Raw genomic sequence first — 24,826 nt, forward strand, 5'->3', positions numbered from 1 at the left:
TTGACTTCCTTACCCAGCGGTAAGGATGATCCCGCCCATGGCGAACGATCCGCGCGACGCGGCGAACCCGATGCCCCGGTTTCCGGCAGACTTCCTGTGGGGCGTGTCCACCTCCGCGCATCAGATCGAGGGCGCGGCGGAGATCCGCGAACCTTCGGTCTGGGACACCTTCACCGCCGCGCCGGGACGGGTGAAGGACGGCTCCACGGCGGCGGTGGCCTGCGACCACTACCACCGCTACCCCGAGGACGTGGCGCTCCTGTCGGGCCTGGGCGTGGACGCCTACCGCTTCTCGATCTCGTGGCCGAGGGTGAACTCGCCCGGCGGTCTCGACTTCTACGACCGGCTCGTCGACGAGCTGTGCGCGGCCGGGGTCCGCCCGGTCCCCACCCTCTTCCACTGGGACCTGCCGGCGCGGCTCGACTGGCTGGAGCGGGACACGGCGGCCCGTTTCGCCGAGTACGTGTCGCTGGTGGCCGGGCGCCTCGGTGACCGCGTGCAGAAGTGGATCACCGTCAACGAGCCCGCCGAGCACACCCTGTTGGGGCACGCCCTCGGCACCCACGCGCCCGGCAAACAGCTGCTGTTCGACGCGCTCCCGGCCGCCCACCACCAGCTGCTGGGGCACGGCCTCGCCGTCCAGGCGCTGCGCGCGGCCGGCGCCACGGACATCGGCATCGCCAACTCGCACGGCCCGACCTGGCCGGCCTCCCGGGAACCCGCCGACGTGGAGGCGGCCGCCTTCTACGACCTCCTGCTGAACCGGCTGTTCGCGGAGCCCGTGCTGCTGGGCGAATACCCGGAAGGACTCGGCGAGTTGATGCCTGGGGACGTCCAGGCCGACCTCAAGGTGATCTCGGAGCCGCTCGACTGGTACGGGATCAACTACTACGCCCCGACGAAGGTGGGCGCCCCGCAGGGCACGGAGATCGAGTTCGGCGGCATCCGGATGCCGGCCGAACTGCCCTTCTCCGTCCAGCAGATAGAAGACGTCCCGGTGACGGACTTCGGCTGGCCGGTCGTCCCGGAGGGCCTGACGGAACTCCTGACCACCTTCCGCGACCGTTACGGCGACCGGCTCCCCCCGATCGTCATCACGGAGAACGGATGCAGCTACGAGGGCGTGGACGACCAGGAGCGCATCACCTACCTGGACGGTCATCTCCGCGCCCTGCACCGGGCCGTGGAGGCGGGCGTCGACGTGCGCGGCTACTTCGTGTGGTCGCTGCTGGACAACTTCGAGTGGGCGGAGGGGTACGAGCGCCGCTTCGGCCTGGTCCACGTGGACTTCGAGACCCAGGCCCGGACCCCGAAGGCGTCGTACGCCTGGCTGCGGGACGTCCTGCGGGCGCAGAGATGACGACGGCGGACAGGGCCCCGGCGGCCGCCCTGGCCGAGCCCGTCGAGCGGGTGGGCCGGGGCTGGGCATCGGCCCTGTCCCTCGCCAACGGAGCGATCTGGGTGGGCTGGTACGGCCCTCTCCAGATCCTGCTGGCCTCCCAGGCCGAGGACTTCGCACCCGGCTCGGGCATGTCGAAGGAGACGATGCTGGCCTGGGTCACGGGCGTGGGTGCGGTGGCGTCCCTGGCCGCGAACCCCCTCTTCGGCGCGCTGTCGGACCGTACGACATCGCGCCGGGGCCGCCGTACGCCGTGGATCGTGGCGGGGACCGCGGGCGGCGCCCTCTCGCTGCTGCTGCTCGCGGGAGCGGACGGCGTCTGGACCATGGCGGCCGGTTGGTGCCTGGTCCAGCTGACGCTGAACGCGGCCTTCGCGGCGGTCACGGCCGCCGTCCCCGACCGGGTCCCCCGCCTCCAACGGGGCTCGGTGGGCGGCTGGTTGGGCGCCGCGCAGATCCTGGGCGTGGTCGGCGGCACGGGGCTCGCGACGATCGCCGGGGGCGTCGGAGCGGGGTACGTGGCGTGCGCGGTGTTCACGACGCTGGGCGTGCTGCCGTACGTGCTCCGGTACGAGGATCTGCGGCTGGCGGTGGAGGACCGGCCGACGTGGTCCTGGCGGGGCTTCGCGGCCGGGTTCTGGCTGAGCCCGCGCACCTACCCCGACCTCGGCTGGGCGTGGCTGACCCGCTTCCTGATGAACCTGAGCAACGCGCTGGTGCTGCTGTACCTCCTGTACTACCTGCGCGACCGCCTGCACCACTCCGACCCCGAGCAGGGCGTGCTGATCCTGACGGCGGTGAACGGGCTGACGCTGCTCGCCACGGTGGTCGTCGGGGGCGTCTGGTCGGACCGTACCGGCAGACGCAAGCCGTTCGTGATCTGGTCGGGCGTGCTGATGGCGGTGGCGACGGCGGGACTGGCCGTCTGGCAGACCTGGCCCGGCGCGATCGTCGCGGCGGCGGTGCTGGGCATCGGCTTCGGCGTGTTCACGTCGGTCGACTTCGCGCTGATGACGGATGTGCTGCCGAAGGCCGGGGACCGGGGCAAGGACCTGGGCGTCATCAACGTGGCCAACGCCCTGCCCCAGGTCGCGGCCCCCGCCCTCGCCGCGCCGATCGTCACCTACCTGGGCGGCTACCGGATGCTGTACCTGGTGGCGGCGGTGGTCGGGCTGGCGGGGGCGGTGCTGGTGGGCCGGATCAGGGGGGTGGACTGACCGTCACAGGGCTCCGGCGTCCCGCGCCGCGTAGACGCTGGGGTACAGCGGGCGGAAGCCGAGTTCGCGGCGGATGCGTTCGGTGGAGGTCAGCTGGAAGAACGGGTCGGGGTCGGCGCGCTCGTAGAGCTCGGCGGGCACGTCGACCCCGTTGAGCTGGTGCAGTTCGACCGCCGTGACGGGCGCGTCGTCGGCGATGTTGTAGGCCCGCCCGGCGGCTCCCGGCGCGTGCAGGAGCCGCAGCAGTCCCTGGGCGACGTCCACGTGATGGACCATGTGCAGCCGCTGGGCCGCCGCCCAGTTGCCGGCCCACATCAGGGACTGGGCGAGGTGCGGATCGCCCTCGCCGTAGACGAAGGCGAGGCGGCCGACGCGCACGTCCAGGCCGTCCAGCGCGAACAGCTCCCGCTCGGCCACCCCCTTCGCCTCGGGGTAGGCGCCCCACATCGCGCCCCCGCCGGGCCGGACCTCGTCGTCCTCGACCAGCGGGCGGCCCCGCCCGAGGCCGTACACCAGTCCCGTGCTGACCTGCACGAAGCGCCGCACACCCGAGACCAGCGCGGCGCGGCCCAGTTCCACCGCCGCATCCCGGTTGACGGCCCACGCCTCCTCGTCCGGCACCCCGCGGAAGGACGCCGCGACATTCACGACCGCGTCCACCCCGGCCACCGCCTTGCCGAGCACCTCCGCGTCCCGCAGATCCCCGAGCACGACCTCGGCGCCCAGCTCCGCGAAGCGCTCCCCCCGTGCCGCGTCCCGCACCAGGACCCGCACCTTCTCCCCCGCCGCGGCCTGCGCCAGCAGCCTCGGCACAAAGCGCCGGCCGACCTGTCCCGTCGTACCCGTCACCAGTGTCAACATCGTCAGTCACTCCTCTTGGTCGGTGCCACCAGCCTCGGACGGGGCCGGGACGACCGGGAGAGACCCGTCGATCAGGGGACCAGCAGTCCCTGGATAAGACCGGCGGCCTGCCGCAGCCTGGAGGGGTGAACCGAACCGAACTCGCCGACTTCCTGCGCCGCGGCCGGGCCCGTCTGAACCCGTCGGACGTGGGTCTGACGTCGGGGGCCCGCCGCCGTACGCCCGGACTGCGCCGCGAGGAGGTGGCCCAGCTGGCGGGCATGTCGGTCGACTACTACACGCGCCTGGAACAGTGCCGCGGCCCGCGCCCGTCCCGCCAGATGCTGACGGCGCTGGCCCGCGCCCTGCGCCTCACCGCCGACGAGCGCGACCACCTGTTCCACCTGACCGGCGAGGAGCCCCCGCGCCGTGAGACGGCGTCGGCGCACGTCCCGCCCGGCCTGATGCTGATCCTGGACCGCCTGCACGACACACCGGCGCAGGTGGTGACCGACTGCGGCGAGGTCCTGGCCCAGAACGCGATGGGCAGGGCGCTGACCCGCGATGTGATGTCACGCCCCCGGCGCGAGCGCAACCTGCTCCGTCTCTACTTCCTGGATCCGCAGGCCCGTTGCCTGTTCCCGGAGGAGGACCGGCCGGACCACGCCCGCGCCCAGGTGGCCAACCTGCGCGCGGTGACCGCCGCCCGCCCCGACGACCCCGAACCGGCCGCGCTGGTCGCCGAACTCCGGGCATCGAGCGAGGAGTTCGCCCGCCTCTGGGACGAACACGAGGTGTCCCTGCGCCACAAGGCGACGAAACGCTTCCTGCACCCGCTGGTCGGCCTGCTGGAACTGGACTGCGAGGTCCTCCTCAGCCACGAGCACCACCAACTCCTGGTCATCCACACGGCCCGCCCGGGCACGGAGGCCTACGAACGGCTCCGGTTGCTCCGGGTGGTGGGGTTGCAGGACATGTCCCCGCAGGCCGTCTGAACGCCCCTGACGGCCTCAGAACCCCAGCTTGCGCAGCTGCTTCGGGTCGCGCTGCCAGTCCTTGGCGACCTTCACGTGCAGGTCGAGGAAGACGGGCGTGCCCAGCAGTGCTTCGATCTGCTTGCGGGACTTGATGCCCACGTCCTTCAGGCGCTTGCCCTTGGGGCCGATGATGATGCCCTTCTGGCTGGGGCGCTCGATGTAGATGTTCGCGTGGATGTCGAGCAGCGGCTTCTCCGCCGGACGGTCCTCGCGCGGGAGCATCTCCTCGACGACCACCGCGATGGAGTGCGGGAGCTCGTCCCGGACGCCCTCCAGCGCCGCCTCGCGGATCAGCTCGGCGACCATCACCTGCTCGGGCTCGTCCGTCAGGTCGCCCTCGGGGTAGAGCGGCGGGCTCTCCGGGAGCATCGGGGCGAGCAGGTCCGCCAGCAGTCCGACCTGCTGGTCGCCGACCGCCGAGACCGGCACGATCTCCGCCCACTCGAACCCCAGCTCCTTGCCGAGCTGGTCGATCGCGATGAGCTGCTCGGCGAGCGCCTTGGAGTCCACGAGGTCGGTCTTCGTCACGACGGCGACCTTCGGGGTCCGCTTGATCCCGGCCAGCTCCTTGGCGATGAAGCGGTCGCCGGGGCCCAGCTTCTCGTTGGCCGGCAGACAGAAGCCGATGACGTCGACCTCGGCCCAGGTGGCGCGCACGACGTCGTTGAGCCGCTCGCCCAGCAGGGTGCGCGGCTTGTGCAGGCCCGGTGTGTCGACCAGGATCAGCTGGGCGTCCGGGCGGTGCACGATGCCCCGCACCGTGTGCCGGGTCGTCTGCGGACGGTTGGAGGTGATCGCCACCTTCTTCCCGACCAGAGCGTTCGTGAGGGTGGACTTGCCCGCGTTGGGACGGCCCACGAAGCAGGCGAAGCCGGCGCGGTGGGGGGCCTCGGCCGACTGCTCGGATGACTGGTTACGAACGCTCATGGCCCCCATTCTCCCTGATCCAAGAAGCCCCGCCGCACACACGAGCGGCAGCGCCCTCCCTCGTGAGCTCCCGGAAACCTCCACGCAACGAAACGTCACGGAAACACACCTGTACGCGACCGGAAACCGGAAGCGGTGAACCTCTGACGAGCCCCCGCATCGTTGGAGACTCCCGTGACTCTGGCCGCCGTCCATGCGAACACCGGCGACACCGCCTGGCTGCTCGCCGCCACCGCCCTCGTCCTGCTGATGACCCCGGGTCTCGCCCTCTTCTACGGCGGCATGGTCCGCACGAAGAGCGTCCTCAACATGCTCATGATGAGCTTCGTGTCGATCGCGCTGGTCACGGTGGTGTGGCTGGCGGCCGGCTACTCGCTCGCGTTCGGCGACGACGTCGGGGGCGGACTGATCGGCGGGCTGGAGCATGCCGGGATGGCGGACCTCGGCCCGGACAGCGTGCAGGGCACGGTTCCCACCCTCCTGTTCGCCACCTTCCAGCTCACCTTCGCGATCATCACGGCCGCCCTGATCAGCGGCGCGATCGCGGACCGGGCGAAGTTCGGCGCGTGGCTGGTCTTCGTACCGGTCTGGGCGCTCCTCGTATACGTTCCCGTCGCGCACTGGGTGTGGGGCCCCGGTGGCTGGATCCTCGACCGGCTCGGCGCCCTCGACTTCGCCGGCGGTCTCCCCGTCGAGATCACCTCGGGTGCCTCGGGACTGGCGTTGTGCCTGGTCCTGGGCCCGCGCCTGGGCTTCAAGAAGGACGCGATGCGTCCGCACAACCTCCCCATGGTGATGCTGGGCGCGGGTCTGCTCTGGTTCGGCTGGTTCGGATTCAACGCGGGCTCGGCCCTGGGCGCGAACGGTCTGGCGGCCGCCGCCTTCCTCAACACCCTCGCCGCCGGCTGCACCGGTCTGCTCGGCTGGCTCTTCGTCGAGCAGCAGCGCGACGGCCACCCGACGACGCTGGGCGCGGCGTCCGGCGCGGTCGCGGGCCTGGTGGCCATCACGCCCTCCTGCGGCTCGGTCTCCCTGCTTGGCGCCCTGGTCGTCGGCCTCGCGGCCGGTGTCGTCTGCTCCTACGCCGTGAGCTGGAAGTTCAAGCTGAACTACGACGACTCCCTCGACGTGGTCGGGGTCCACCTGGTCGGCGGGATCATCGGCACGCTCCTCATCGGCGTCTTCGCGGTGGGCACCATGACCGGCGGCGCCGAGGGCCTCCTCTACGGCGGCGGGCTCACCCAGCTCGGCAGGCAGCTGGTCGCCGTGGTCGTCGTGGGGGCGTACGCCTTCACCGTCACGTACGGCATCGCCAAGGTGCTCGACAAGGCGATCGGCCTGCGCGCGCACGAGGACCACGAGCACACCGGCCTGGACCTTACGGTGCACGCCGAGACGGCATACGATCACGGCGTCCTGGGCCACGGCGCCCCGGTCGGCTCGCACTCCGTCCTCTCCGCCCAGAAGGTCAAGCCACAGGAATGAAGCTCATCACCGCGATCGTCAAGCCCTACCGCCTCGACGAGGTCAAGACGGCTCTCCAGGAGCTCGGTGTGCACGGCCTGACCGTGACCGAGGCCAGCGGCTACGGCCGGCAGCGCGGCCACACCGAGGTGTACCGGGGCGCCGAGTACCAGGTCGACCTCGTGCCCAAGGTGCGCATCGAGGTCGTCGTCGACGACGCGGAGTCCGAGGCTGTGATCGACGCGATCGTGCGTGCCGCGCACACCGGGAAGATCGGTGACGGCAAGGTGTGGGCGCTGCCGGTCGAGACGGTCGTGCGGGTGCGGACGGGGGAGCGGGGGCCCGACGCGCTTTAGCGTCAGCCTCCGGCGGGTTGGCCGACTTTCGACTGCGGGTCTGTGGGGGCTTGTCGCGCAGTTCCCCGCGCTCCCAGGGGGTTGCGCCGGAGCCTGATCACCAGCCATACCCCTGCTGCGATCGCTGCCACCACGACCCCCACCACCAGCCACGGCACCGCCACGAAGGACGCTTTCGCCGACTCCTCGGTGCCCTTGGCGGTCGCCGTCAGTTCGACGTCGGTCCAGTCGAGCTGGGGGGCGTCGCGCCAGCGTTCGGTGAGGCGGACGCGTTGGCCCGGGAGGAGCTGGGAGGGGAGCTTCTTCAGATCCCGGGTCAGGAGGGTACGGCCGAACAGGCCGCTCGCCTTCAGCTCCACCTTCGGCGCGAGGGTGACGTTGCCGGTGTTGTGCAGGGTGTAGGAGATCGTCGCCGTGCTGTCGCCGAGGCCGGGGATCAGCGGCTGGTCGTGGCTGATCCTGACGTTCTCGACGGCGAGCGCGGGCAGCGTGGGCCCGCCGACCTGGAGGTAGACGCGGGCGCCGACGGCCCGCTGGACGCCCAGCGCGACCCCGCCGTCGCCCTGCTCGACCCGTTCGTCGAGGGCGACGATCGCCCCCGGATGGTCGCCGGGCTCGGCGCCCTCGGGCACCCGGACCGTGAACGGCACGGTGACCGTCGCGCGGCCGGGCACGGTGACCCGGTCCTTCGGCAGCTCGGCCCACGCGCCGACGCCGCGCATCTTCTCGCCGAGCGACTTCACGGCGAACCCGCCGTCGCGCGCGGTGTTGTAGGCGTCGGCCGCGTACAGCCGGAAGGTGAGGGGCTCGTCCGTCTTGTTGGCGACGACGACCTTGTCCTCGATCGTCCGGCCGGGATCGGCGGAGACATAGAAGTAGGGCCGCGCGGCGACGGCCGAGGAGACGGGGTAGACCGACCAGCTGCCGTTGTCGGCGGCGCGGGCGGGGGTCGCGAGCGTCAGGAACAACAGCAGCGGCAGGAGGAGGACGTACGGCTTGCGCATGGGTGCGGACCCCCCAGCGAACGGGCCCCGGCTGGCGGGCCCCGACGAACGGGCTTCGACGAAACGGGCTTCGACGGCTGGGTGGACGGGCGGGTGCGGACCTGTGGGGCGGGCGCCCGGCCACCGGTGGACGTGATGCGTACGCTCAGGTGAGCGTGAGGGTCAGGACGCCGGCGTAGCTGCCCGGAGGCGTGAACGACGGTACGTCGAGGGAGAGTTGGGCGTCGGCGGTGAACTCGCCGCCGGTGGCCGTACCGTCGGGCGTGGACGCCAGGGTCGCCCCTGAGGCGCCGACCGTGCCCGCCGAACCGGCCTGACAGATGCTCGGGCTGCCCGCCTTGGTGGTGCACGCGGGTGTCCAGCTCAGCTTGCCGGCGTCGATCTTGGCGCCGGGGCCGCTGAAGTCGGTGACCTTGGCGGTCAGGGACCAGCCCGCGGGTCCGCCGCGGAAGTCCTTGACCGTCACCGTCCGGAGCGCGCCGGTCGAGGCCCCGCCCTGGCCGAAGTCGACCGCGGACAGCTGGACGGCGTCCCCGGCCTGGGACATCGACAGCGTGCCCGCCCGGACCGTGGTGGTCACCTTCTGGCTGCCCTCCGGTACGGGCTGGTCGTCGATGACGACGTACGCGACCGGCCCGGCACCGAGGTCCGAGCTCCACGCGCCGCCCTCGTACGCCACGACACCGGTCGTGGTGAGATCGCTGACGACGAGCGAGCCGGAGATGCCGCCCTGCGCGTCCGCGGTCACGGTCGCCGTGTCCGCGGTCTGGGCGGACGCGGAACGCCCGGCCAGCGTGACGGTCGCGCCCGCGGTGAAGCCGCTGCCGGTGACGGCGACGGCCGCGCCCGGACTCCCGGAGGCCGAACCCAGCGAGATCGCACGGGTGTTGGCCGGCGGGTTGTCGGCGGCGGTGACGGTCTCCGACACCGGGGCGGGCGGGTTGGTCACCGTGCAGGGGGTGTCCAGCTCCAGGATGTAGCTGGTGTGGATGTTGTAGTCACCGGGCGAAAGCGTGATCTCGCCGGGGGCGGTGACCGTGAACGTGCCGGTCATGGAGAACGACGGGAAGACGCCCTTGCCGGGCACCGGGTCGTTCTTCCTCGGCCCCGTGACCGTGACGGTGCCGGTCATCGCCCCACCGAGGACGACCTTGCCGGTCGGCGTCATGATGTCGGCGGGCAGGGCCAGGTCGGTGGGGTTGCTCGCGGCGGGCGCGACCACCGTGTAGGTGACGGTGACGACGTCGCCGACCTTGGGATTCGTGGGGTCCGCCGTGATCTTCGCGGTGGTGGTGCCGTCGATCGGCGGGAGGCCCGCGATCGCCGGCGGGATGCAGTGCGTGGCGAAGTCGACGTTGGACGCGGCGACGGCCGGGGCCGCCAGCGCCCCGCCGACGGTGACCGCGAGCGCGGTCGCCCCGAGCAGCGACGCCCAGCGCCGTCTTCGGGAACCTCGGGTGCTTCCGGAACTTCGGGGTGAACCCATGTTGCCCCCTCCTCCAGGGTGCGGGCGCAGCGGCTCTTCTGCGCCGACAGGGGGCATTGAGGTGCGGATCGCGTGAGAAGTCAATGGACATCACGTGATGAACTGATGGGCCGTCAGCTTCCTGACGCAGCAGGAGAACTGACGGCCTGTCGGCTCGGTTTCCAACCGCTATCAGCTGAACACGAACGGGCCCGGCGCCTGCGCCGCGTTCGCCGTACAGGTGACGGTGATCCCGAAGACGACCATCTTCAGGGAGCCGCCGTAGAAGTTCAGGCTGTCACCGGAGGCCACGGTCCCGTTGAGCGGACCGACCGTGATCGGGTCGCCGGTGGCCATGGCGGGGTTCACGGCGCCGGAGAAGACCCTGGCGGCACCGGTCGAGTTCGCCATCGTGAGCGTGGAACTGATGCTGTTCGCGCCGATCGGGATCGGCGCGGTGATGGCGGTGGACGACAGTTTGAGGGTGGCGGCCGTGCCCGTCTGGGTGGCCGTGAGGGTGGCTGCGCCGCCTCCGAAGAGACCGCAGTTGGCGGTGACGGTCGCCGTCAGCGGGGTGACGGCGACAGCCGAGGGCGCGAGGGCCAGTCCGGTGACCGCGAGGGCCCCGACCAGCATTGCCGCACCTGATCCGATTCGCTTGCCTCTCATGGGATCCGCTCCCTTCCCGAGTACGGGAATCCATGTGGGGGGTGGATGGACGGGAGATGCCGACGGGCCACCGCCCGGGAGGGATGGGTGCGGACACCCTGCCCGGGTGAAGATCTGACGTCCAGATCTGACGGTCCGTCGGAACTTGCGGTTCCATTGATGCGCGGGCGATACGAGAACGGCAAGGTTGAATTCCGGCCTACCTCGGGCCGCCGACCTGCCGACCCCCCGTGGACCGCTTCGGGCTGCTTCCGACTGCCCTCAGCCCGCCGTGACGGTGAGCCGAACGGTCCCGTCCGGCGAGGCGAGCAGCACCGGGGTCCCCGCCCCGCCGAGATCCCGTACGGCGGCCAGATCGGCCTCGGCGGCCGCCTCCGACGCGGTCACCACCGCCGCCGCCTCCAGCGACTCCGCCCCCGAGGCCACCGCCATCGCCACCGCCGTCCGGAGCGCGCTCAACCGCAGCGACGGCAGATCCACCGTCCCCGCGACATACGTACGTCCCGTCTCGTCCCGTACGGCGGCCCCCTCGGGTACACCGTTGCGGGCCCGCGCGGAACGGGCCAGGGTGACGATCTTGCGGTCCTCGGGGTCGAGCGCGTTGCTGTCGGTCATGCCCCGAGCATACGAAGAACCGACCGGGCCCGGTCACGCGGCCGCGGGACGGGCTCAGGGACGGTCGAGCCGCAGCCGTTCGGCCCGCGGCAGACCGGCGACCACCAGGTCGTAGGAGTCCTCGACGAGCTCCCGGACCAGCCGGTCCGGGAGCTCTCCGTCGACCGTCACCGTGTTCCAGTGCCGCTTGTTCATGTGATACCCGGGGACGATCAGCCCCTCGTGCTCCCCGCGCAGCCGCACCGCGTCGTCCGGGTCGCACTTGAGGTTCACCGTCAGGGGCCGCGCGTCCAGGGTGGTCAGGGCGAACAGCTTGCCGCCGACCTTGAAGACCGAGACCTCCGGCCGGAAGGGGAAGTCCTCCACCGCCGCGTTGAAGGAGAGGCACAAGGCGCGCAGTTCCTGAGGTGTCACTCCGTCACTCCGTCACTCCGGTTTCGTCTCGTCCTGTGGCCGGTCCGCCGCTTCCACCGGCTCCACCAGCACCGTGACGATCTTGTTCCGGCGGCCGGCCGCGGCCTCCGCCGTCAGCCGCAGCGCGCGCCCGTCCGGCAGGTCGACCACGCTCGACGCCCCGGCGATGGGCACCCGGCCCAGCGCCTTGGCGAGCAGCCCGCCGACGGTCTCCACGTCCTCGTCGTCGTACTCCTCGATGCCGTACAGCTCGCCGAGGTCGGTGATGTCGAGGCGGGCGGTGACCCGGTGACGGTCGTCGCCGAGCTCCTCCACCGGCGGGAGTTCACGGTCGTACTCGTCGGTGATCTCGCCGACGATCTCCTCGAGGATGTCCTCGATGGTGACGATGCCGGCCGTGCCGCCGTACTCGTCGATGACGACGGCGACGTGGTTGCGGTCCTGCTGCATCTCCCGCAGCAGGTCACCGGCGTTCTTGGTGTCGGGCACGAAGGCGGCGGGCCGCATCGCCGTCGACACCAGCTCGCCCTCGGCGTCCCGGTTGATGTGCGTCTTGCGGACCAGGTCCTTCAGATACACGATGCCGACGATGTCGTCCTCGTTCTCCCCGGTCACCGGTATGCGGGAGAAACCGGAGCGCAGGGCGAGGGTCAGCGCCTGGCGGATGGTCTTGTACCGCTCGATGACGACGAGGTCGGTCCTCGGGACCATGACCTCGCGCACGAGGGTGTCGCCGAGTTCGAAGACGGAGTGCACCATGCGGCGCTCGTCGTCCTCGATCAGGGACTCCTTCTCGGCGAGGTCGACCAGCGCGCGCAGCTCCGCCTCGGAGGCGAAGGGGCCCCGGCGGAAGCCCTTGCCGGGGGTCAGCGCGTTGCCGATGAGGATCAGGAGCGACGGGATCGGGCCCATGATCCGCGCCAGCGGGAGCAGCACGTACGCGGCCGCCGTCGCGGTGTTCAGCGGGTGCTGGCGGCCGATCGTGCGCGGGGAGACGCCCACGGCGACGTACGAGACGAGGACCATCACGCCGATCGCCGCGAACAGGGCCGGGGTCGTGCCGTCGATCTCCTGGAGGCAGGCGTAGGTGACCAGCGCGGCGGCCGCCATCTCGCAGGCGACGCGGACCAGCAGCGCCACGTTCAGATAGCGGGTGGGGTCGGCGGCGATCTGCGCGAGCTTGGCACTGCCCCGCCGGCCGGAACGTACGGCCTCCTCGGCGCGGAAGCTGGACACGCGCGCGAGGCCCGCCTCCGCGCAGGCGGCGAGCCAGGCGACGACGACCAGGGCGATCGCGCCGGCGACGAGGGTGGGAGTCATGAGACGGTCGGGGCCGGGGACGGGCCGGTGAGGCCCTTCTCCGCACGCCAGCCGTCGACGATGGCGGCCTGGAGACCGAACATCTCGGCCTTCTCGTCGGGCTCCTCGTGGTCGTAGCCCAGCAGGTGCAGCACCCCGTGGACGGTGAGCAGTTGGAGCTCCTCGTCCATGGAGTGCTGCGTCGGCGCCTCCGTGCCCTGCCGGGCGGCGACCTCGGGGCACAGCACGATGTCGCCGAGGAGGCCCTGCGGGGGCTCGTCGTCGTCCTTCGACGGCGGACGCAGCTCGTCCATCGGGAAGGACATGACGTCCGTCGGCCCCGGCAGGTCCATCCACTGGATGTGCAACTGCTCCATGGCATCGGTGTCCACGACGATCACCGAGAGTTCGGAGAGCGGGTGGATGCGCATCCGCGCGAGCGCGTAGCGGGCGATGTCGAGGATCGCCTGCTCGTCGACCTCGGTTCCGGACTCGTTGTTGACGTCGATCGACATGGTGCTGGCTTGTCTACTTCCGCTTGTTACGGCCGCCCTTGTGGGTGCCGTTCTCCGTACCGTTCTCGCTGTCGTACTGCTCGTACGCGTCGACGATACGGCCGACGAGCTTGTGCCGGACGACGTCCTGCGACGACAGGCGGGAGAAGTGGACGTCGTCGAGTCCCTCCAGGATGTCCTGAACCTGCCGCAGACCCGACTTCGTGCCGTTCGGCAGGTCGACCTGGGTCACGTCACCCGTGATCACGATCTTCGAGTCGAAGCCGAGCCGGGTGAGGAACATCTTCATCTGCTCGGGGCTCGTGTTCTGGGCCTCGTCCAGGATGATGAAGGCGTCGTTCAGCGTGTTGTGCGTGAGCAGATGGTCCTGGGTGACGTAGAGGGAGTCCTCGGCGGCCACCTGGATGCAGACGGTCTCCTCATTGCCTGCCGGCTCGATGCTGTCGATGAAACGCATCGGGCGCCCGCCGCCCCCGGCAGCAAGGTACTTGTCACGCTTGCGGGCGAGACGGAAGGGCTCGATGCCTTCGGGGAGGCGGATGTCGATGATGTGACTGTCGTACCGGTGTTCGACCTCCCTACCCCTTGCAAAACCCGGCTCGCGGTCTTCGGCAGCCCTGCGGCGGGTGTACGCGACACCGCCCAACGACTGCACGAGCGAAATCACGTCGTCGCGGAGCAGAATCGACGTCGTCGTGTACTGGATCCGGCAGGTGCGGTCCTTCTGCGTCACGGGACCGCCGTCGGAGTCGAGCAGGCCCTGCAGCACAGCCAGTCGCACCTCGGCCGAGTTGTACAGGTAGTCGTCAGGGACGAACTTGGTGTGCGACCGGGTACGCAGCAGGTCCAGTTCGCGCAGGACCCGCGTCACGGGGTTCTCCAGGGTGATCACATCACCGGGAGACTTGATCCGGTTGAGGACGTAGTCAGGTCCACTCTTGTGCCGCACCGCGACACCGGGAAGCGCGCCTTCCAGTGCCTGGGCCAGCTCCGCGTCCTCCGTCGCGAAGGACGGCGTCGTGGAACCGGTGAGGCACCCGTCGCCCAGCAGCAGCCCCAGCGCGTACGGGTCCATGGGGACCTCACGCTCGGGGAAACAAACCGGCGCCGTGAGCAACGGCAACTCGTACCGGCGAGCATGTGCCGCGCGCAGGTTCCCGATCATCTCCTGGGTCTCCAGGACCCGCCACGGTTGGTCGCGGCGCTTGTCGTCGCGCGTCCGGACGGTCCACAGGTGCTCACCGCAACACAGAGTCCAGGAGCCGTCCTGGGCGGTGACGCGGTAGATGTCCTTCTCACCCTGCGGATAGACACCGAGGACCGGAGTGGGCTCACCGTTCGAGCCGATGACCAGGTCCCCGACCTGAAGGTCGCCGATGGGGCGCCAGCCGTCCGGCGTCAGGACGTTCGTGAAGATCGGCTGCGCGCGACCCCTCATGTACGCCAGCGGCGCCACCTCGATGGTCCCCGCCGCCATCAGCTTCGGGATCGAGTCCGGGTCCAGCATGTCGTGCAGCGCGTCGTACAGCGGGCGCAGGTAGGGGTCGATCTTCTCGTACAGCGTGCCCGGGAGGAAGCCGAGCCGCTCCCCCGCCTCGACCGCCGGGCGGGTCAGGATGATGCGGTTGACCTGCTTGGACTGGAGGGCCTGGACCGCCTTGGCCATGGCCAGGTAGGTCTTGCCGGTACCGGCCGGGCCGATGCCGAAGACGATCGTGTGCTTGTCGATCGCGTCGACGTACCGCTTCTGGTTGAGGGTCTTGGGTCTGATGGTGCGACCGCGCGAGGACAGGATGTTCTGGGTCAGAACCTCGGCCGGGGTCTCCTGGCCGTCACTCGTCCCGTTCTCACTCGCCCGCAGCATGGCGATCGAGCGTTCCACTGCGTCCTCCGTCATCGGCTGCCCGGTGCGGAGCACCAGCATCATCTCGTCGAACAGGCGCTGGACGAGAGCGACTTCCCGTGGCTCGCCGACCGCGCTGATCTCATTGCCCCGGACATGGATGTCAGCCGCCGGGAAGGCCGTCTCTATCACGCGCAGGAGGGAGTCTCCGGATCCCAGCACCGTCACCATGGGGTGCTGGGCGGGAACGGTGAACTGTGCTCTCGCCTTGCCCTGCGCGGGCGTGTGAGCTGTGGGTGTCTGAGTCATAGGCCGGCCCGAAGGCCTCTACGTCCTCCCGGATGCGTCTCGCCTGCCACAAGGGCGGCCTGGCGAGTTCAAGGGTACGCCAGGGGACTGACAACGCCGTAGGGCTTTTCCGGGTCCGGCGGCGGGTCCGGCGGCGGTTCCGGCGACCGCGTCCGGCGACTATGCCGAGCGGCCGAAACCGATCGTCGGCACCGCTCTGCGCAGCGGCCACGGGGTGGCCTCCTCCGCCGCCGGGAGCAGCGTCGGGAGCAGGCCGTCCAGGAACGCGTACCTCAGCAGCGCCTCGGGGTCCTGGCTCTCGACCGACTGGACCCTGCGCCACCAGGCCGCGATCTCGGACCAGCCGGGAGCGGAGAGCGAGCCGCCGAACTCCTGCACGGAGAGGGCCGCGGTGAGGCCGGCGAAGGCGAGGCGGTCGGCGAGCGGCCAGTCGGCCAGCGTGCCGGTGACGAAGCCGGCCACGAAGACGTCCCCCGCGCCGGTGGGGTCGAGGGCCTCGACGGCGATGGCCGGGACCTCGGCGGACTCGCCGGTGCGCCGGTCCACGGCGTAGGCGCCCTCCGCACCGAGGGTCACGACCGCGAGCGGTACGTGCTCGGTGAGGGCGTGGGCGGCGGCGCGGGGACAGGTGGCGCCGGTGTAGCGCATGGCCTCCTCCGCGTTCGGCAGGAAGGCCTCGCAGTGCGCCAGGTCGGTGAGGCCGGCCAGGTCCCAGGCACCGGTGTCGTCCCAGCCCACGTCGGCGAAGATACGGGTGCCGCGACCGGCGGCCCGCTCGATCCAGGGGGCGGGCTTGCCGGGGGTGAGGGAGGCGACGGCGGCGCGGGCGTGCGGCGGGTGCTCGGGCGACCCTTCCTGCGTCAGCATGGCCTCGACGGGCGGTTCGTGGCCGTGCGAGACCATGGTCCGCTCGCCCTCGTAGGCCATGGAGACGGTGACCGGCGAGTGCCAGCCGGGGACGGAGCGCGAGGCGCTGAGGTCGATGCCCTCGCCCTGTTCGAGGGCGTCCCAGCAGTACTCGCCGTAGTGGTCGTCCCCGAAGGCGGCCGCGAGGGAGGTGCGCAGGCCGAGCCGGGCGAGCGCGGTGGCCATGTTGGCGACCCCGCCGGGGCTCGAGCCCATTCCGCGCGCCCAGGACTCGGTCCCGCGCACCGGGGCGGAGTCGAGCCCGGTGAAGATGATGTCGAGGAAGACGGTGCCGGTGAGGTAGACGTCCCACGGTGGGTCGTCGGGGGCGCGCCGGGCTGCCAGGGGGTCGACCCGGGCAGCCCGGCAGATCTGGCCGGCCTTGCCGGTCTGGCGGTGGTGTCCCTCTCCGGTGGACGCGTTGGACGCGGTCACGGTGCGCTCCCTGACGTGGTGCCGATCTGGCCAGTGTGCACCACACCGCCGACAACACCCCGTCCGTCACACGCGGGGCGGAAACACCTACCCGTCGGTACGGTGCCGGTCCCGGGCGGGCCGCGGCTTCAGGTGGCCCGGCATCCGCCGTTTCCCACCCGACGTGGCCGGGACTGCCGCGTCACCAGCGGGGGACGGTCGGGGTGACCCAGTCGGGGTCGGCCAGGCGCATGGCCGCCGCGTCGTCGCGCTCGCGCAGGGCGCCGTCGTCGTCGAGCCAGCGCCGGTGCAGGAACCGGAGCTTGTCCCGGTCGAGTTCGACGCCGAGGCCGGGCGCGTCCGACACGGTGACCTTGCCGTCGTCGAAGGTGAGGCGTTCGGTGAGGACGTCCTCCGACTGCCAGGGGTAGTGGGAGTCGCAGGCGTGGTGGAGGTTCGGCACGGTGGACGCCACATGGGTCATGGCGGCCAGCGAGATACCCAGGTGGGTGTTGGAGTGCATGGAGATCCCGACGCCGAACGTCCGGCAGATCTCGGCGAGTTGCCGGGTGTTGCGCAGTCCGCCCCAGTAGTGGTGGTCGGAGAGGACGACCTGGACGGCGTCGCGAATGAACGCCTCCTTGATCTCGGCGAACGTCGTCACGCACATGTTGGTGGCGAGCGGCACGTCGGTCTTCGCGGCCACCTCGGCCATGGCCGGGGTGCCGAGGGCCGGGTCCTCCAGGTATTCGAGGATGCCGCCGATCTCGTCGGCCACCTTGAGTGAAGTCGCCACGGACCAGGCGCCGTTGGGGTCCAGGCGCAAGGGGTGGCCGGGGAACGCCTCGGCCAGTGCGCGTACGGCGGCGATCTCCTCGTCCGGCGGGAAGACACCGCCCTTGAGCTTGAAGGAGGTGAAGCCGTAGCGCTCCTTGAAGCGCCGGGCCTGCTCGACCACCCCGGCCGGGTCGACAGCGGCGCCCCAGTCGTCCTTCTCCGCGGGGACGCCCTCGGGGTGATCGGCCCACTTGTAGAAGAGGTAGGCGCTGTATTCGACCGCGTCGCGCACCTTGCCGCCGAGCAGCGTGTGCACGGGCAGGCCGAGCGCCTTGCCGAGGGCGTCGAGGCAGGCGACCTCGAAGGCGGAGACGACGGACAGCCGCAGCTTGTCGGCGGTCTGGACGCCGCGCAGCCCGCCGACGTCCACCTGCCCGGAGACCCGGGAGCTGTCGACGGCCACCTCGTCGGCGATGGTGAACAGGCCGTTCAGGTCGCTCACCGGGCGGCCGTGGAGCTTCTCGGCGAACGGGCGGGCCAGTTCCAGGTACTTGGTGTCGCCGTACGTCTCGCCGACGCCCGTGACCCCGTCCGCCGTCTCGACTTCCACGATCAGCCGGGGCGTGTACGGCTGGTGCACGCCCTGGGTGTTGAGCAGCGGCGGGTCGGCGACCAGGATCGGGGTCAGGCGGACGTCGGTGATCGTGAGGTTCACAGCGCGGCTCCTACGAGGTCGAGGCCGGCGCTCAGGAGGGCCCTGAGATCGGCGAGGTCGGTGGGCGAGGGGTCGGTGAGCGGGGCGCGGACCGGCCCGACGGGGCGGCCGCGCAGCCGGGCCGCCGCCTTCACCAGGGACACGGCGTATCCCGGCACCCGGTCGCGGAGTTCGACGAGCGGGACGTAGAAGTCGCGCAGCAGCCGGTCCACCATCTTGTCGTCGCCGTCGCGCAGCGCGGTGAAGAAGGCGTTCGCGATCTCCGGGGCGAAGGCGTGGACGGCGGAGGAGTAGGCGGGGACGCCCACGGTGGCGTAGGCGCGGGCCTGGATCTCGGCGGTGGCGGCGCCGTTGAAGAAGAGGAAGCCGTCGGGGGCGGCGAGGGTGAGCCGCTGGAGGCGGTCGAGGTCGCTGTGGCCGTCCTTGAGGCCGATGACGCCCGGGATGGCGGCGACGCGCCGCAGCGAGGCGGCGGTGAAGGTGACCTGGCCGCGCTGGTAGGCGATGAGGGGCAGCCGGGTGCGGGCGGCGAGCTCCTCCAGCTGGGCGACGAGGCCGTCCTGCGGGGCGGCGACGAGGTAGTGCGGCAGGACGAGGAGGGCGTCGGCGCCGGCCTCTTCCGCGATGCGCGCGAACCGGGCGGCCTGGGCCCAGCCGTAGCCGACCCCGGCGACGACGGGCAGGCGGCCGCCCGCCTCCTCGACGGCGATCGTGACGACCTGCCGGTACTCGTCCTCGTCGAGGGAGAAGAACTCGCCGGTGCCGCAGGCGGGGAAGACGGCACCGGGTGCGGTCGCGATCCGGTCCGCGACATGCGCGCGGAAGCCGTCGGCGTCGAGGGAGCCGTCGTCGTGGAAGCTCGTGAGCGGGAAGGACAGCACCCCCTGTGCCATGCCGTCCCGCAGGCGTCGGACCGTTTCCCTGTCGAGGCTCACCCTCGGTCATCTCCCTATGTAGACGTCATCCACGTATGAAGATGGAGGTTAGATACGCGAACGTCGACCGTCAATGGGCGTGCGCCCCCCGACCCGCACACCCTTACGATCGGCACATGTCGGAGACAGGCGGCGTCCGCGAGGTGAAGTCCGCGGCACGCACGGTCGAGCTGCTGGAACTGCTCGCGGCGCGCGGCGACCGGCCGGCGCGGCTCCAGGAGCTGGCGGACGAGCTGGGGGTACCGCGCAGCTCGATGTACGCACTGCTCCAGACCCTGATCAGCCGGGGCTGGGTGCGCACGGACGTGACCGGATCCCTGTACGGCATCGGCATCCACGCCCTGCTGACCGGCACCAGCTATCTCGACTCCGACCCGCGCGTGCGGCTGGTGCGGCCCTACCTCGACGAGGCGTCCGAGGCGTTGGGCGAGACGATCCACCTGGGCCGGCTGGACGGCCGCGGCGTGGCGTATCTGGCGACGCGCGAGTCGCACGAGTACCTGCGCACGATCAGCCGGGTCGGGCGGCGGCTCCCGGCGCACGTCGGCGCGCTCGGCAAGGCGCTGCTGGCGCAGCGGCCGGACGGCGAGCTCCCCGAGGGGCCGTACGAGGCGTTCACCCCCCACTCCCGCACCAGCCGGCAGGCGCTGCTCGCCGACCTCGCCGGAGTGCGGGCGCGCGGGTACTCCGTGGACCGCGAGGAGGGCGTCCTCGGCATCGTCGGGTTCGGGTTCGCGCTGCGCTACGACACCCCCGCGCAGGACGCGGTCAGTTGCTCGGTGCCGGTGGCCCGGCTGACGCCGGAGCACGAGGAGCGGATCGTCGCGGTGATGCGGGAGATCAGGGCGAGGATCGAGGCGACGGCACCGGGTTCCGGCGGCGCCGCCGACTGGCGTTAGCGCCTGCCGCTACCCGGCCTCCCCCGCCCCAAACGCATGGTGATCCACATCACCCACCCTGCCCTTCATCTCGAACCGCGTGCTTGATACAAATTGCCCGCGCGTTCCTGTCCGTCGACGGTCGGCGCCCCACCCCTCCTCCGGCCCTTCCGAGCCGTCCCTTTCGCATGCCCTGGAACGCCCGTGTTCGCCCCTCGCACCACCCTGCCCTGGCCCGTCGTCGCCCTGTTCACGGCCGGGTACCTCGCCCCCTATCTGCTGCCGACCGTGGTCGGCCGACTGGACGCCGGGCTGCCGCTGTCCGCCACCGAGGCCGGAGCCGTCGGCAGTGCGCTGCTGCTCGGTTCGGCCTCCGCCGGGTTCCTGCTCGCCTCCCGCGTGGAGCGGATCGGGGCCCGGACCCTCGCCCGGATCGGACTGCTCCTCGCCGTGCTCGGCTACGGCGGTGCCGCCCTCGCCGGTGAGGTGACCGCCGTGGTCGCGGGCGCCGTCCTCGGCGGCTTCGGCTCAGGAACGGTCACCACAGTCGCCGCCACCCGGATCGCCGCCCATCCCGACCCGCACCGCGTCTCCACGGCGGGCCTGCTCGGGGTCTCCGCGCTCGCAGGCGTCGTCTATCTGACGGTGCCGCACCTGGGCGCGGGGCACGGTCAGCCGCTGGCGGCGATCGCCCTCACCGCGCTCGCCGTCTGGCCGCTGACGGGGCGTCTGCCCGGCCGGGCGGCCCCGGTCCGCACCCGCCGCGAGGACCGGTCTCGGCTGCCCCGGCTGCGGGCCGGACTCGTGCTGGCCGCCGCCATGCCCTGCTGGTCGCTGGTCCAGAACTCGCTCTGGGGTGTCAGCGGACGCATCGGCCTGACCCAGGCGCACCTCACCGAGGCCGGCGTCGGCGTCGTCTTCGCGGTGGCGCTGGGAGCCGGGCTCACCGGAGTGCTGGGCGCGGGGGCGCTCGGGGCGCGGCTCGGGCGGGCGGTGCCCATCGGCGCCGGGACCGTCCTGATCGCCGGCTGTGTCGTCGCCAGCGCCTCGGCGACCGGGCCGGTGAGCTTCGCGGCCGGTGAGATCGCCTGGAACACGCTCTACCCGATCGTGCTGTCGTACCTGATCGGACTGGCCGCCTCGCTCGACCCGCGCGGCCGTTGGGCGGTGCTGGTCGGGTCGGCGTCTTCGCTGGGGACGGCGGCGGGGCCGCTGACCGGGAGCGTGCTGTCGGCGTGGGCCGGATTCCCGGTGATGGGCCTGCTGCTGGGGGCCGGGCTGCTCGTCGTCGCGGTGCCGATGACCGCCGTCGCCCTGCGCACGGGCGGCGGCCCGCAGTTCGCGGGCTCGGTCCGACGGCGGGGCGGCACCCCGGAGCCGCAGGTGGTGGAGATCGCGGTGGAGGGCTCGGCGGTACCCGTCCGGGACGCGTACGGCACCGCCGGACCCCGACGGGCGGGTGCCGCGCCGGGGTCCGGTGACTGAGGCCGCCCGACCGGCCTGTCGTCGCCCGCTACCCGGCTCGCGCCGCCCTCGCCCGTCGGTGGACGTACCAGCCGGCCGCGGTGACCAGCAGTGCCAGGCCGGCCACCGTGCCGACGGTCGCGCCGGTGGAGGCGAGGCTGCCGCCGGAGGTGGTGCCGGTCGCCGACGTGCCCGTACCGCCCGTGCCGCCGGTGCCGCCCGTGCCGGAGCCGGACGTCGTGCCGCCGGACGTGCCCGAGGTCGAACCGCCGTCCGTGCCGCCGGTGGTGGTGCCGTCGTCGGTGTCCACCGGGTCCTGGCCGACGAAGGCGACCGGGACCTTCACGTCCTGGGAGCGGTCGCCGGAGAGGGTGTGGTCGGCGCGGGTGGCCAGGACGCACTTCGCCTTGAAGCAGTCGGTGAACTCGTCCTTCGCGTCCACGGTGAGTTCGACCGAGAAGGTGCCGCCGGTGCCGTACGGGGTCGCCAGCTCCTCGCCGTAGTCCGGCGGGTCGGAGGAGATCCACGCCGAGCTGTGCGAACCGCCGGTCATGTCGACGCCGCCGACGCACGGGGTCGGCAGTTCGCCGTCGCCGTTGTCGACGCACAGGGCGACGTAGATGCCCTTGTCGACGTCGTAGCCGGAGCCGGTGACCTTCACGACCTGGCCCTCGGTGGCGAGGTCGTTGACCGGGGTGACGGTGAGCTTCTGGCCCTCGCTGCCGGTGCCGGTCCTCGTGCCGGACGGACCGGAGGGGGTCTCGCCGCCGCCGGTGGTGCCGCCGTCGCCGCTCGTCTCCGTGACGGTCAGCGTGATCGGTGACGTGCGGGTAGTGCCCACCGCGTTGGTGAACTCGGCGCGGTACTCGTAGCCGTCCTGGCCGGCCTTCGCGGTGAAGGTGTACGCGTTCTTCGTCGCGCCCTCGATCTTCGACCAGGTCTGACCGCCGTCGGGACTGACGCTCCAGCTCACGGTGGGCTCGGGGGTGCCCTCGGCCGCCGCGACGAAGGTGACCTCGTCACCGGGGGCGACGGACTGGTCGGTGGGCGACTGGACGACCTTGGGGGACATCCGGACGTCGAATCTGACGACCTTGCTCTCGGCCGCCTTGGTGACGTAGACGGACGTGGCGCCGGGGGTCACGGCGACGCCCGCGTAGGTGCCCACCCGGACACTGCCCGGCAGGGCGACCGCGGCGGCCGCCGGCTCGAAGGTCGCGCTGTCGATGACCTCCAGCGAACCGGCGTTGTCCGTGGTGCCGTCGGCGAGGTCCTCGCGCAGCACGAAGGCCCGCCCGGTGGCCTTGTCGAAGGCCACCGCCATGGCCCGGTCCGCGCCGGTCAGGGTGGTCAGCGGCTTGGCGTTCTCGTCGAACACGAGCACGGACGCCCCGTTGCCGACCCAGACGTTGCCGGTCGCCGGGTCCGGCTCGACGAAGGTGAGGACGTCGGGGGTGAGTTCGGCCGTGGCGGTGACCTCGAAGGTGCCGGTGTCGACGCGGCGCAGCACCGCCTTGTCCCCGGCGGTGCCGAGGGACCAGGCGGCGCCGTGGGCGGCGTCCACGCCGAGTTCGCCGCCGCCCTCCAGGGTGACGGTGTCCTGCACGGTTCCGGTGGCGAGCTCGACGCGGCGCAGCTCGGGCCCCGCCGCGATCAGGACGGTGGAGGTGTCGGCGTCCTGGCCGACGCCGGTGTAGGTCGCGCCGGTGGCCCAGATGCCCCGCGCGGCCGTGTCGCCGGTCTTGGCGGTGCCTGTGCCGCGCAGGGGGTAGTGGAAGACGACGCCGTCGCCGGGGAGAGGGGCGATGATCCGGCGGACCACACGGGCGGCCATGACGCCGTTCAGGCCGGGGGCCTGGGCGATGTGGCCGAGCGCGGTGCCGTTCTCGGCGTCCAGGACGTACAGGCCCTGTTCGGCGACGGTCGAGGTGTCGGGGATGTTGTCCGCACCGACGTACAGCTTTCCGGAGTCGGGGTGCAGCAGCAGGTCCAGGGGGCGGCCGGCGTTGGTGCCGGCGAACTCGCCGGCCTTCGCCTCCACGTAGCCGACGGTGCCCGCCGGGACGTCCACTCCGTCGCCGCCGTCGTCCCCGTCGCCCGGGCCCTGGCCCTCGAAGGCGAGCGGGATGCGGACGTCCTGGGAGCGGTTGCCGGAGCCGTTGTGGTCGACCCGGGTGACGACCGAGCAGGCGACCTGGAGGCAGTCGAGGCCGGCGTCCTCGGCCTTGACGTCCAGGTCGACGTCGAAGGTGCCGCCTTCGCCCCACCGGACGGCGACCGTGCCCGCGCCCTCGTCGGAGGCGTCCCTGGGGATGATCCAGATCGAGGAGCCGCTGCCGCCTTCCTGGTCGGCGCCGCCGAGGCAGGGGGTGGGCACGCGGTTGTCGCCGTTGTCCTTGCACACGGCGACGTAGATGCCGAGGGTGTCGTCGTAGCCGGAACCGGTGACGCGCAGGGTCTCGCCGTCCGGGTCGAGGCCCGCGGAGGCGGAGACCGTGAGCTTCTGGCCGTCCTTGCCGAGCGCCGTCTTCGGGGTGTCGGCGGCCTCGGCGGGTGAGCCGAAGGTGACGGCCATGGCTCCGGCGGCCACCAGGGCGGCGGCTCCCAGGAGCGCCGCGGGACGCCTGAAGCGGCGTCCGGTCGTGCCGCCGCGCCGCTGCCGGCCGGTGCTGTCGTCTGTCATGAAGGGTTCCTAGGGTGACGGATGGTCACTGGAAGGTGGGACGGGCCGGAACGGGCCGGCCGGGTGGCCGGCCCGTGTGACGGCCCGTGTGACCGGCCCGTGCATCCGGTCGGGGCTACGAACGCCTACTGGAAGGTGACCGGGACGTGCACGTCGTACTTGCGGTCGTTGGTGTCGAAGTGGTCGGCGCGCGTGACGACGGCGCACTCGACGTCCTGGCCGCAGACGCTGCCGTCCTCGAGGGTGGCCTGGACGTAGATCTGCACGCTGAAGGTGCCGCCGGTGCCGAACTTGGAGCTGTTGGCGAACAGGCCGCCGAAGACGTTGTTGATCCAGTGCGAGGCACCGGTGGAGCCGGACTCGTCCTGGCCGCCGAGGCACGGGGTGGGCTTGTTCACGCCCGCGGCGCCGTCGACGACACACAGGCCGACGTAGATGCCCTGGCCGGTGTTGTAGCCGGAGCCGGTGACGGTGATGACCTGGCCGGCCGCGGCCGCGGTGTCGGGGGCCGTCAGCGACAGGTTGTAGGTGGTGCTGCCGTCGACGATCGTGCGGGTCGAGGTGGCGGCCGAGGCGGAGGTGGCCAGGCCCAGGGTGAGGGCGGCGGAGGCGGCTACGGCGAGACCGGCGCGGGCGATGTTGCGGGTGGCGGGGACTCTCATGACGGAAGGCCTCTCTCGT

The 24,826-nt window shown here is 71.8% G+C and carries 22 protein-coding genes; 7 read left to right on the top strand and 15 right to left on the bottom strand.

Features of this window, described 5'->3' with window-relative positions:
• Positions 1 to 37: 37 nt before the first annotated feature.
• Both G9272_RS15690 and G9272_RS15695 read left to right on the top strand, forming a co-directional pair.
• Positions 38 to 1,360, top strand: a complete 1,323-nt coding sequence (locus tag G9272_RS15690; protein WP_171397160.1) for a GH1 family beta-glucosidase — start codon at positions 38 to 40, stop codon at positions 1,358 to 1,360.
• Positions 1,357 to 2,616, top strand: a complete 1,260-nt coding sequence (locus tag G9272_RS15695) for an MFS transporter (RefSeq protein WP_171397161.1) — start codon at positions 1,357 to 1,359, stop codon at positions 2,614 to 2,616. The genes G9272_RS15690 and G9272_RS15695 overlap by 4 nt, the downstream gene beginning before the upstream one ends.
• A gap of 3 nt (positions 2,617 to 2,619) precedes the next feature.
• Here G9272_RS15695 and G9272_RS15700 read toward each other — a convergent pair whose 3' ends face one another.
• Positions 2,620 to 3,477 carry an NAD-dependent epimerase/dehydratase family protein gene (locus G9272_RS15700; RefSeq protein WP_171397162.1) on the bottom strand — a complete coding sequence of 286 codons (858 nt, stop codon included), beginning with the start codon at positions 3,475 to 3,477 and terminating at the stop codon, positions 2,620 to 2,622.
• Positions 3,478 to 3,602: 125 nt separating this feature from the next.
• Here G9272_RS15700 and G9272_RS15705 point away from each other — a divergent pair, with 125 nt between their 5' ends.
• The gene (locus G9272_RS15705; protein ID WP_171397163.1) at positions 3,603 to 4,451 is read left to right on the top strand and encodes a helix-turn-helix transcriptional regulator; all 849 of its coding nucleotides are present in this window, start codon (positions 3,603 to 3,605) and stop codon (positions 4,449 to 4,451) included.
• Positions 4,452 to 4,466: 15 nt separating this feature from the next.
• On the opposite strand, the gene era is transcribed toward G9272_RS15705, so the two are convergent.
• The gene (era, locus tag G9272_RS15710; protein ID WP_171397164.1) at positions 4,467 to 5,429 is read right to left on the bottom strand and encodes a GTPase Era; all 963 of its coding nucleotides are present in this window, start codon (positions 5,427 to 5,429) and stop codon (positions 4,467 to 4,469) included.
• 165 nt (positions 5,430 to 5,594) lie between these two features.
• On the opposite strand from era, the gene G9272_RS15715 reads away from it, so the two are divergent.
• Positions 5,595 to 6,905, top strand: coding sequence for an ammonium transporter (locus tag G9272_RS15715; RefSeq protein ID WP_171397165.1), 1,311 nt, complete (start codon positions 5,595 to 5,597; stop codon positions 6,903 to 6,905).
• Positions 6,902 to 7,240 (top strand): P-II family nitrogen regulator, encoded by a 339-nt coding sequence (locus G9272_RS15720; protein WP_142264251.1) that lies wholly within the window; start codon positions 6,902 to 6,904, stop codon positions 7,238 to 7,240. Before G9272_RS15715 ends, G9272_RS15720 begins: the two co-directional genes overlap by 4 nt.
• A gap of 2 nt (positions 7,241 to 7,242) precedes the next feature.
• Here the strand turns inward: G9272_RS15720 and G9272_RS15725 are convergent, their stop codons facing one another.
• From G9272_RS15725 to G9272_RS15775, 11 genes are all read right to left on the bottom strand, one after another.
• Positions 7,243 to 8,244 carry a WxL protein peptidoglycan domain-containing protein gene (locus tag G9272_RS15725; RefSeq protein WP_171397166.1) on the bottom strand — a complete coding sequence of 334 codons (1,002 nt, stop codon included), beginning with the start codon at positions 8,242 to 8,244 and terminating at the stop codon, positions 7,243 to 7,245.
• Between the two features lie 145 nt (positions 8,245 to 8,389).
• Entirely contained in the window at positions 8,390 to 9,730 is a 1,341-nt protein-coding gene (locus tag G9272_RS15730; protein ID WP_171397167.1) for a beta-xylosidase, read from the bottom strand.
• Positions 9,731 to 9,901: 171 nt separating this feature from the next.
• Positions 9,902 to 10,378 (bottom strand): hypothetical protein, encoded by a 477-nt coding sequence (locus tag G9272_RS15735; protein ID WP_057600003.1) that lies wholly within the window; start codon positions 10,376 to 10,378, stop codon positions 9,902 to 9,904.
• Positions 10,379 to 10,639: 261 nt separating this feature from the next.
• A complete protein-coding gene (locus G9272_RS15740; protein WP_171397168.1) occupies positions 10,640 to 10,993 on the bottom strand; it encodes a cytidine deaminase in 354 nt (117 codons plus the stop codon).
• 54 nt (positions 10,994 to 11,047) lie between these two features.
• A complete protein-coding gene (locus tag G9272_RS15745; RefSeq protein WP_171397169.1) occupies positions 11,048 to 11,407 on the bottom strand; it encodes an MmcQ/YjbR family DNA-binding protein in 360 nt (119 codons plus the stop codon).
• A gap of 12 nt (positions 11,408 to 11,419) precedes the next feature.
• The gene (locus tag G9272_RS15750) at positions 11,420 to 12,727 is read right to left on the bottom strand and encodes a hemolysin family protein (protein WP_171397170.1); all 1,308 of its coding nucleotides are present in this window, start codon (positions 12,725 to 12,727) and stop codon (positions 11,420 to 11,422) included.
• Positions 12,724 to 13,221 carry an rRNA maturation RNase YbeY gene (gene ybeY, locus G9272_RS15755; RefSeq protein WP_020127737.1) on the bottom strand — a complete coding sequence of 166 codons (498 nt, stop codon included), beginning with the start codon at positions 13,219 to 13,221 and terminating at the stop codon, positions 12,724 to 12,726. The genes G9272_RS15750 and ybeY overlap by 4 nt, the downstream gene beginning before the upstream one ends.
• Before the next feature lie 13 nt (positions 13,222 to 13,234).
• Positions 13,235 to 15,373: a PhoH family protein gene (locus tag G9272_RS15760; protein WP_171397171.1), complete on the bottom strand. Its 2,139-nt coding sequence runs from the start codon at positions 15,371 to 15,373 to the stop codon at positions 13,235 to 13,237.
• 159 nt (positions 15,374 to 15,532) lie between these two features.
• The gene (locus G9272_RS15765) at positions 15,533 to 16,714 is read right to left on the bottom strand and encodes a carbohydrate kinase family protein (RefSeq protein ID WP_171397172.1); all 1,182 of its coding nucleotides are present in this window, start codon (positions 16,712 to 16,714) and stop codon (positions 15,533 to 15,535) included.
• A 181-nt stretch (positions 16,715 to 16,895) separates the two neighbouring features.
• On the bottom strand, positions 16,896 to 18,185 hold the full coding sequence (locus tag G9272_RS15770) for a glucarate dehydratase family protein (RefSeq protein WP_171397173.1): 1,290 nt from the start codon (positions 18,183 to 18,185) through the stop codon (positions 16,896 to 16,898).
• Complete coding sequence (locus G9272_RS15775; RefSeq protein ID WP_171397174.1) at positions 18,182 to 19,120, bottom strand: 5-dehydro-4-deoxyglucarate dehydratase; 939 nt, start codon at positions 19,118 to 19,120, stop codon at positions 18,182 to 18,184. Before G9272_RS15775 ends, G9272_RS15770 begins: the two co-directional genes overlap by 4 nt.
• Before the next feature lie 116 nt (positions 19,121 to 19,236).
• On the opposite strand from G9272_RS15775, the gene G9272_RS15780 reads away from it, so the two are divergent.
• Both G9272_RS15780 and G9272_RS15785 read left to right on the top strand, forming a co-directional pair.
• Positions 19,237 to 20,019, top strand: coding sequence for an IclR family transcriptional regulator (locus tag G9272_RS15780; protein WP_171397175.1), 783 nt, complete (start codon positions 19,237 to 19,239; stop codon positions 20,017 to 20,019).
• Positions 20,020 to 20,202: 183 nt separating this feature from the next.
• Positions 20,203 to 21,483 (top strand): MFS transporter, encoded by a 1,281-nt coding sequence (locus tag G9272_RS15785; protein WP_171397176.1) that lies wholly within the window; start codon positions 20,203 to 20,205, stop codon positions 21,481 to 21,483.
• 28 nt (positions 21,484 to 21,511) lie between these two features.
• Here the strand turns inward: G9272_RS15785 and G9272_RS15790 are convergent, their stop codons facing one another.
• Positions 21,512 to 24,145 (bottom strand): immunoglobulin I-set domain protein, encoded by a 2,634-nt coding sequence (locus G9272_RS15790; protein ID WP_171397177.1) that lies wholly within the window; start codon positions 24,143 to 24,145, stop codon positions 21,512 to 21,514.
• 125 nt (positions 24,146 to 24,270) lie between these two features.
• Positions 24,271 to 24,807, bottom strand: a complete 537-nt coding sequence (locus G9272_RS15795; protein WP_171397178.1) for a hypothetical protein — start codon at positions 24,805 to 24,807, stop codon at positions 24,271 to 24,273.
• Positions 24,808 to 24,826: the final 19 nt, after the last annotated feature.

The sequence above is a fragment of the Streptomyces asoensis genome, from assembly GCF_013085465.1.
In the GTDB taxonomy this organism is placed as follows: Bacteria; Actinomycetota; Actinomycetes; order Streptomycetales; family Streptomycetaceae; genus Streptomyces; species Streptomyces cacaoi_A.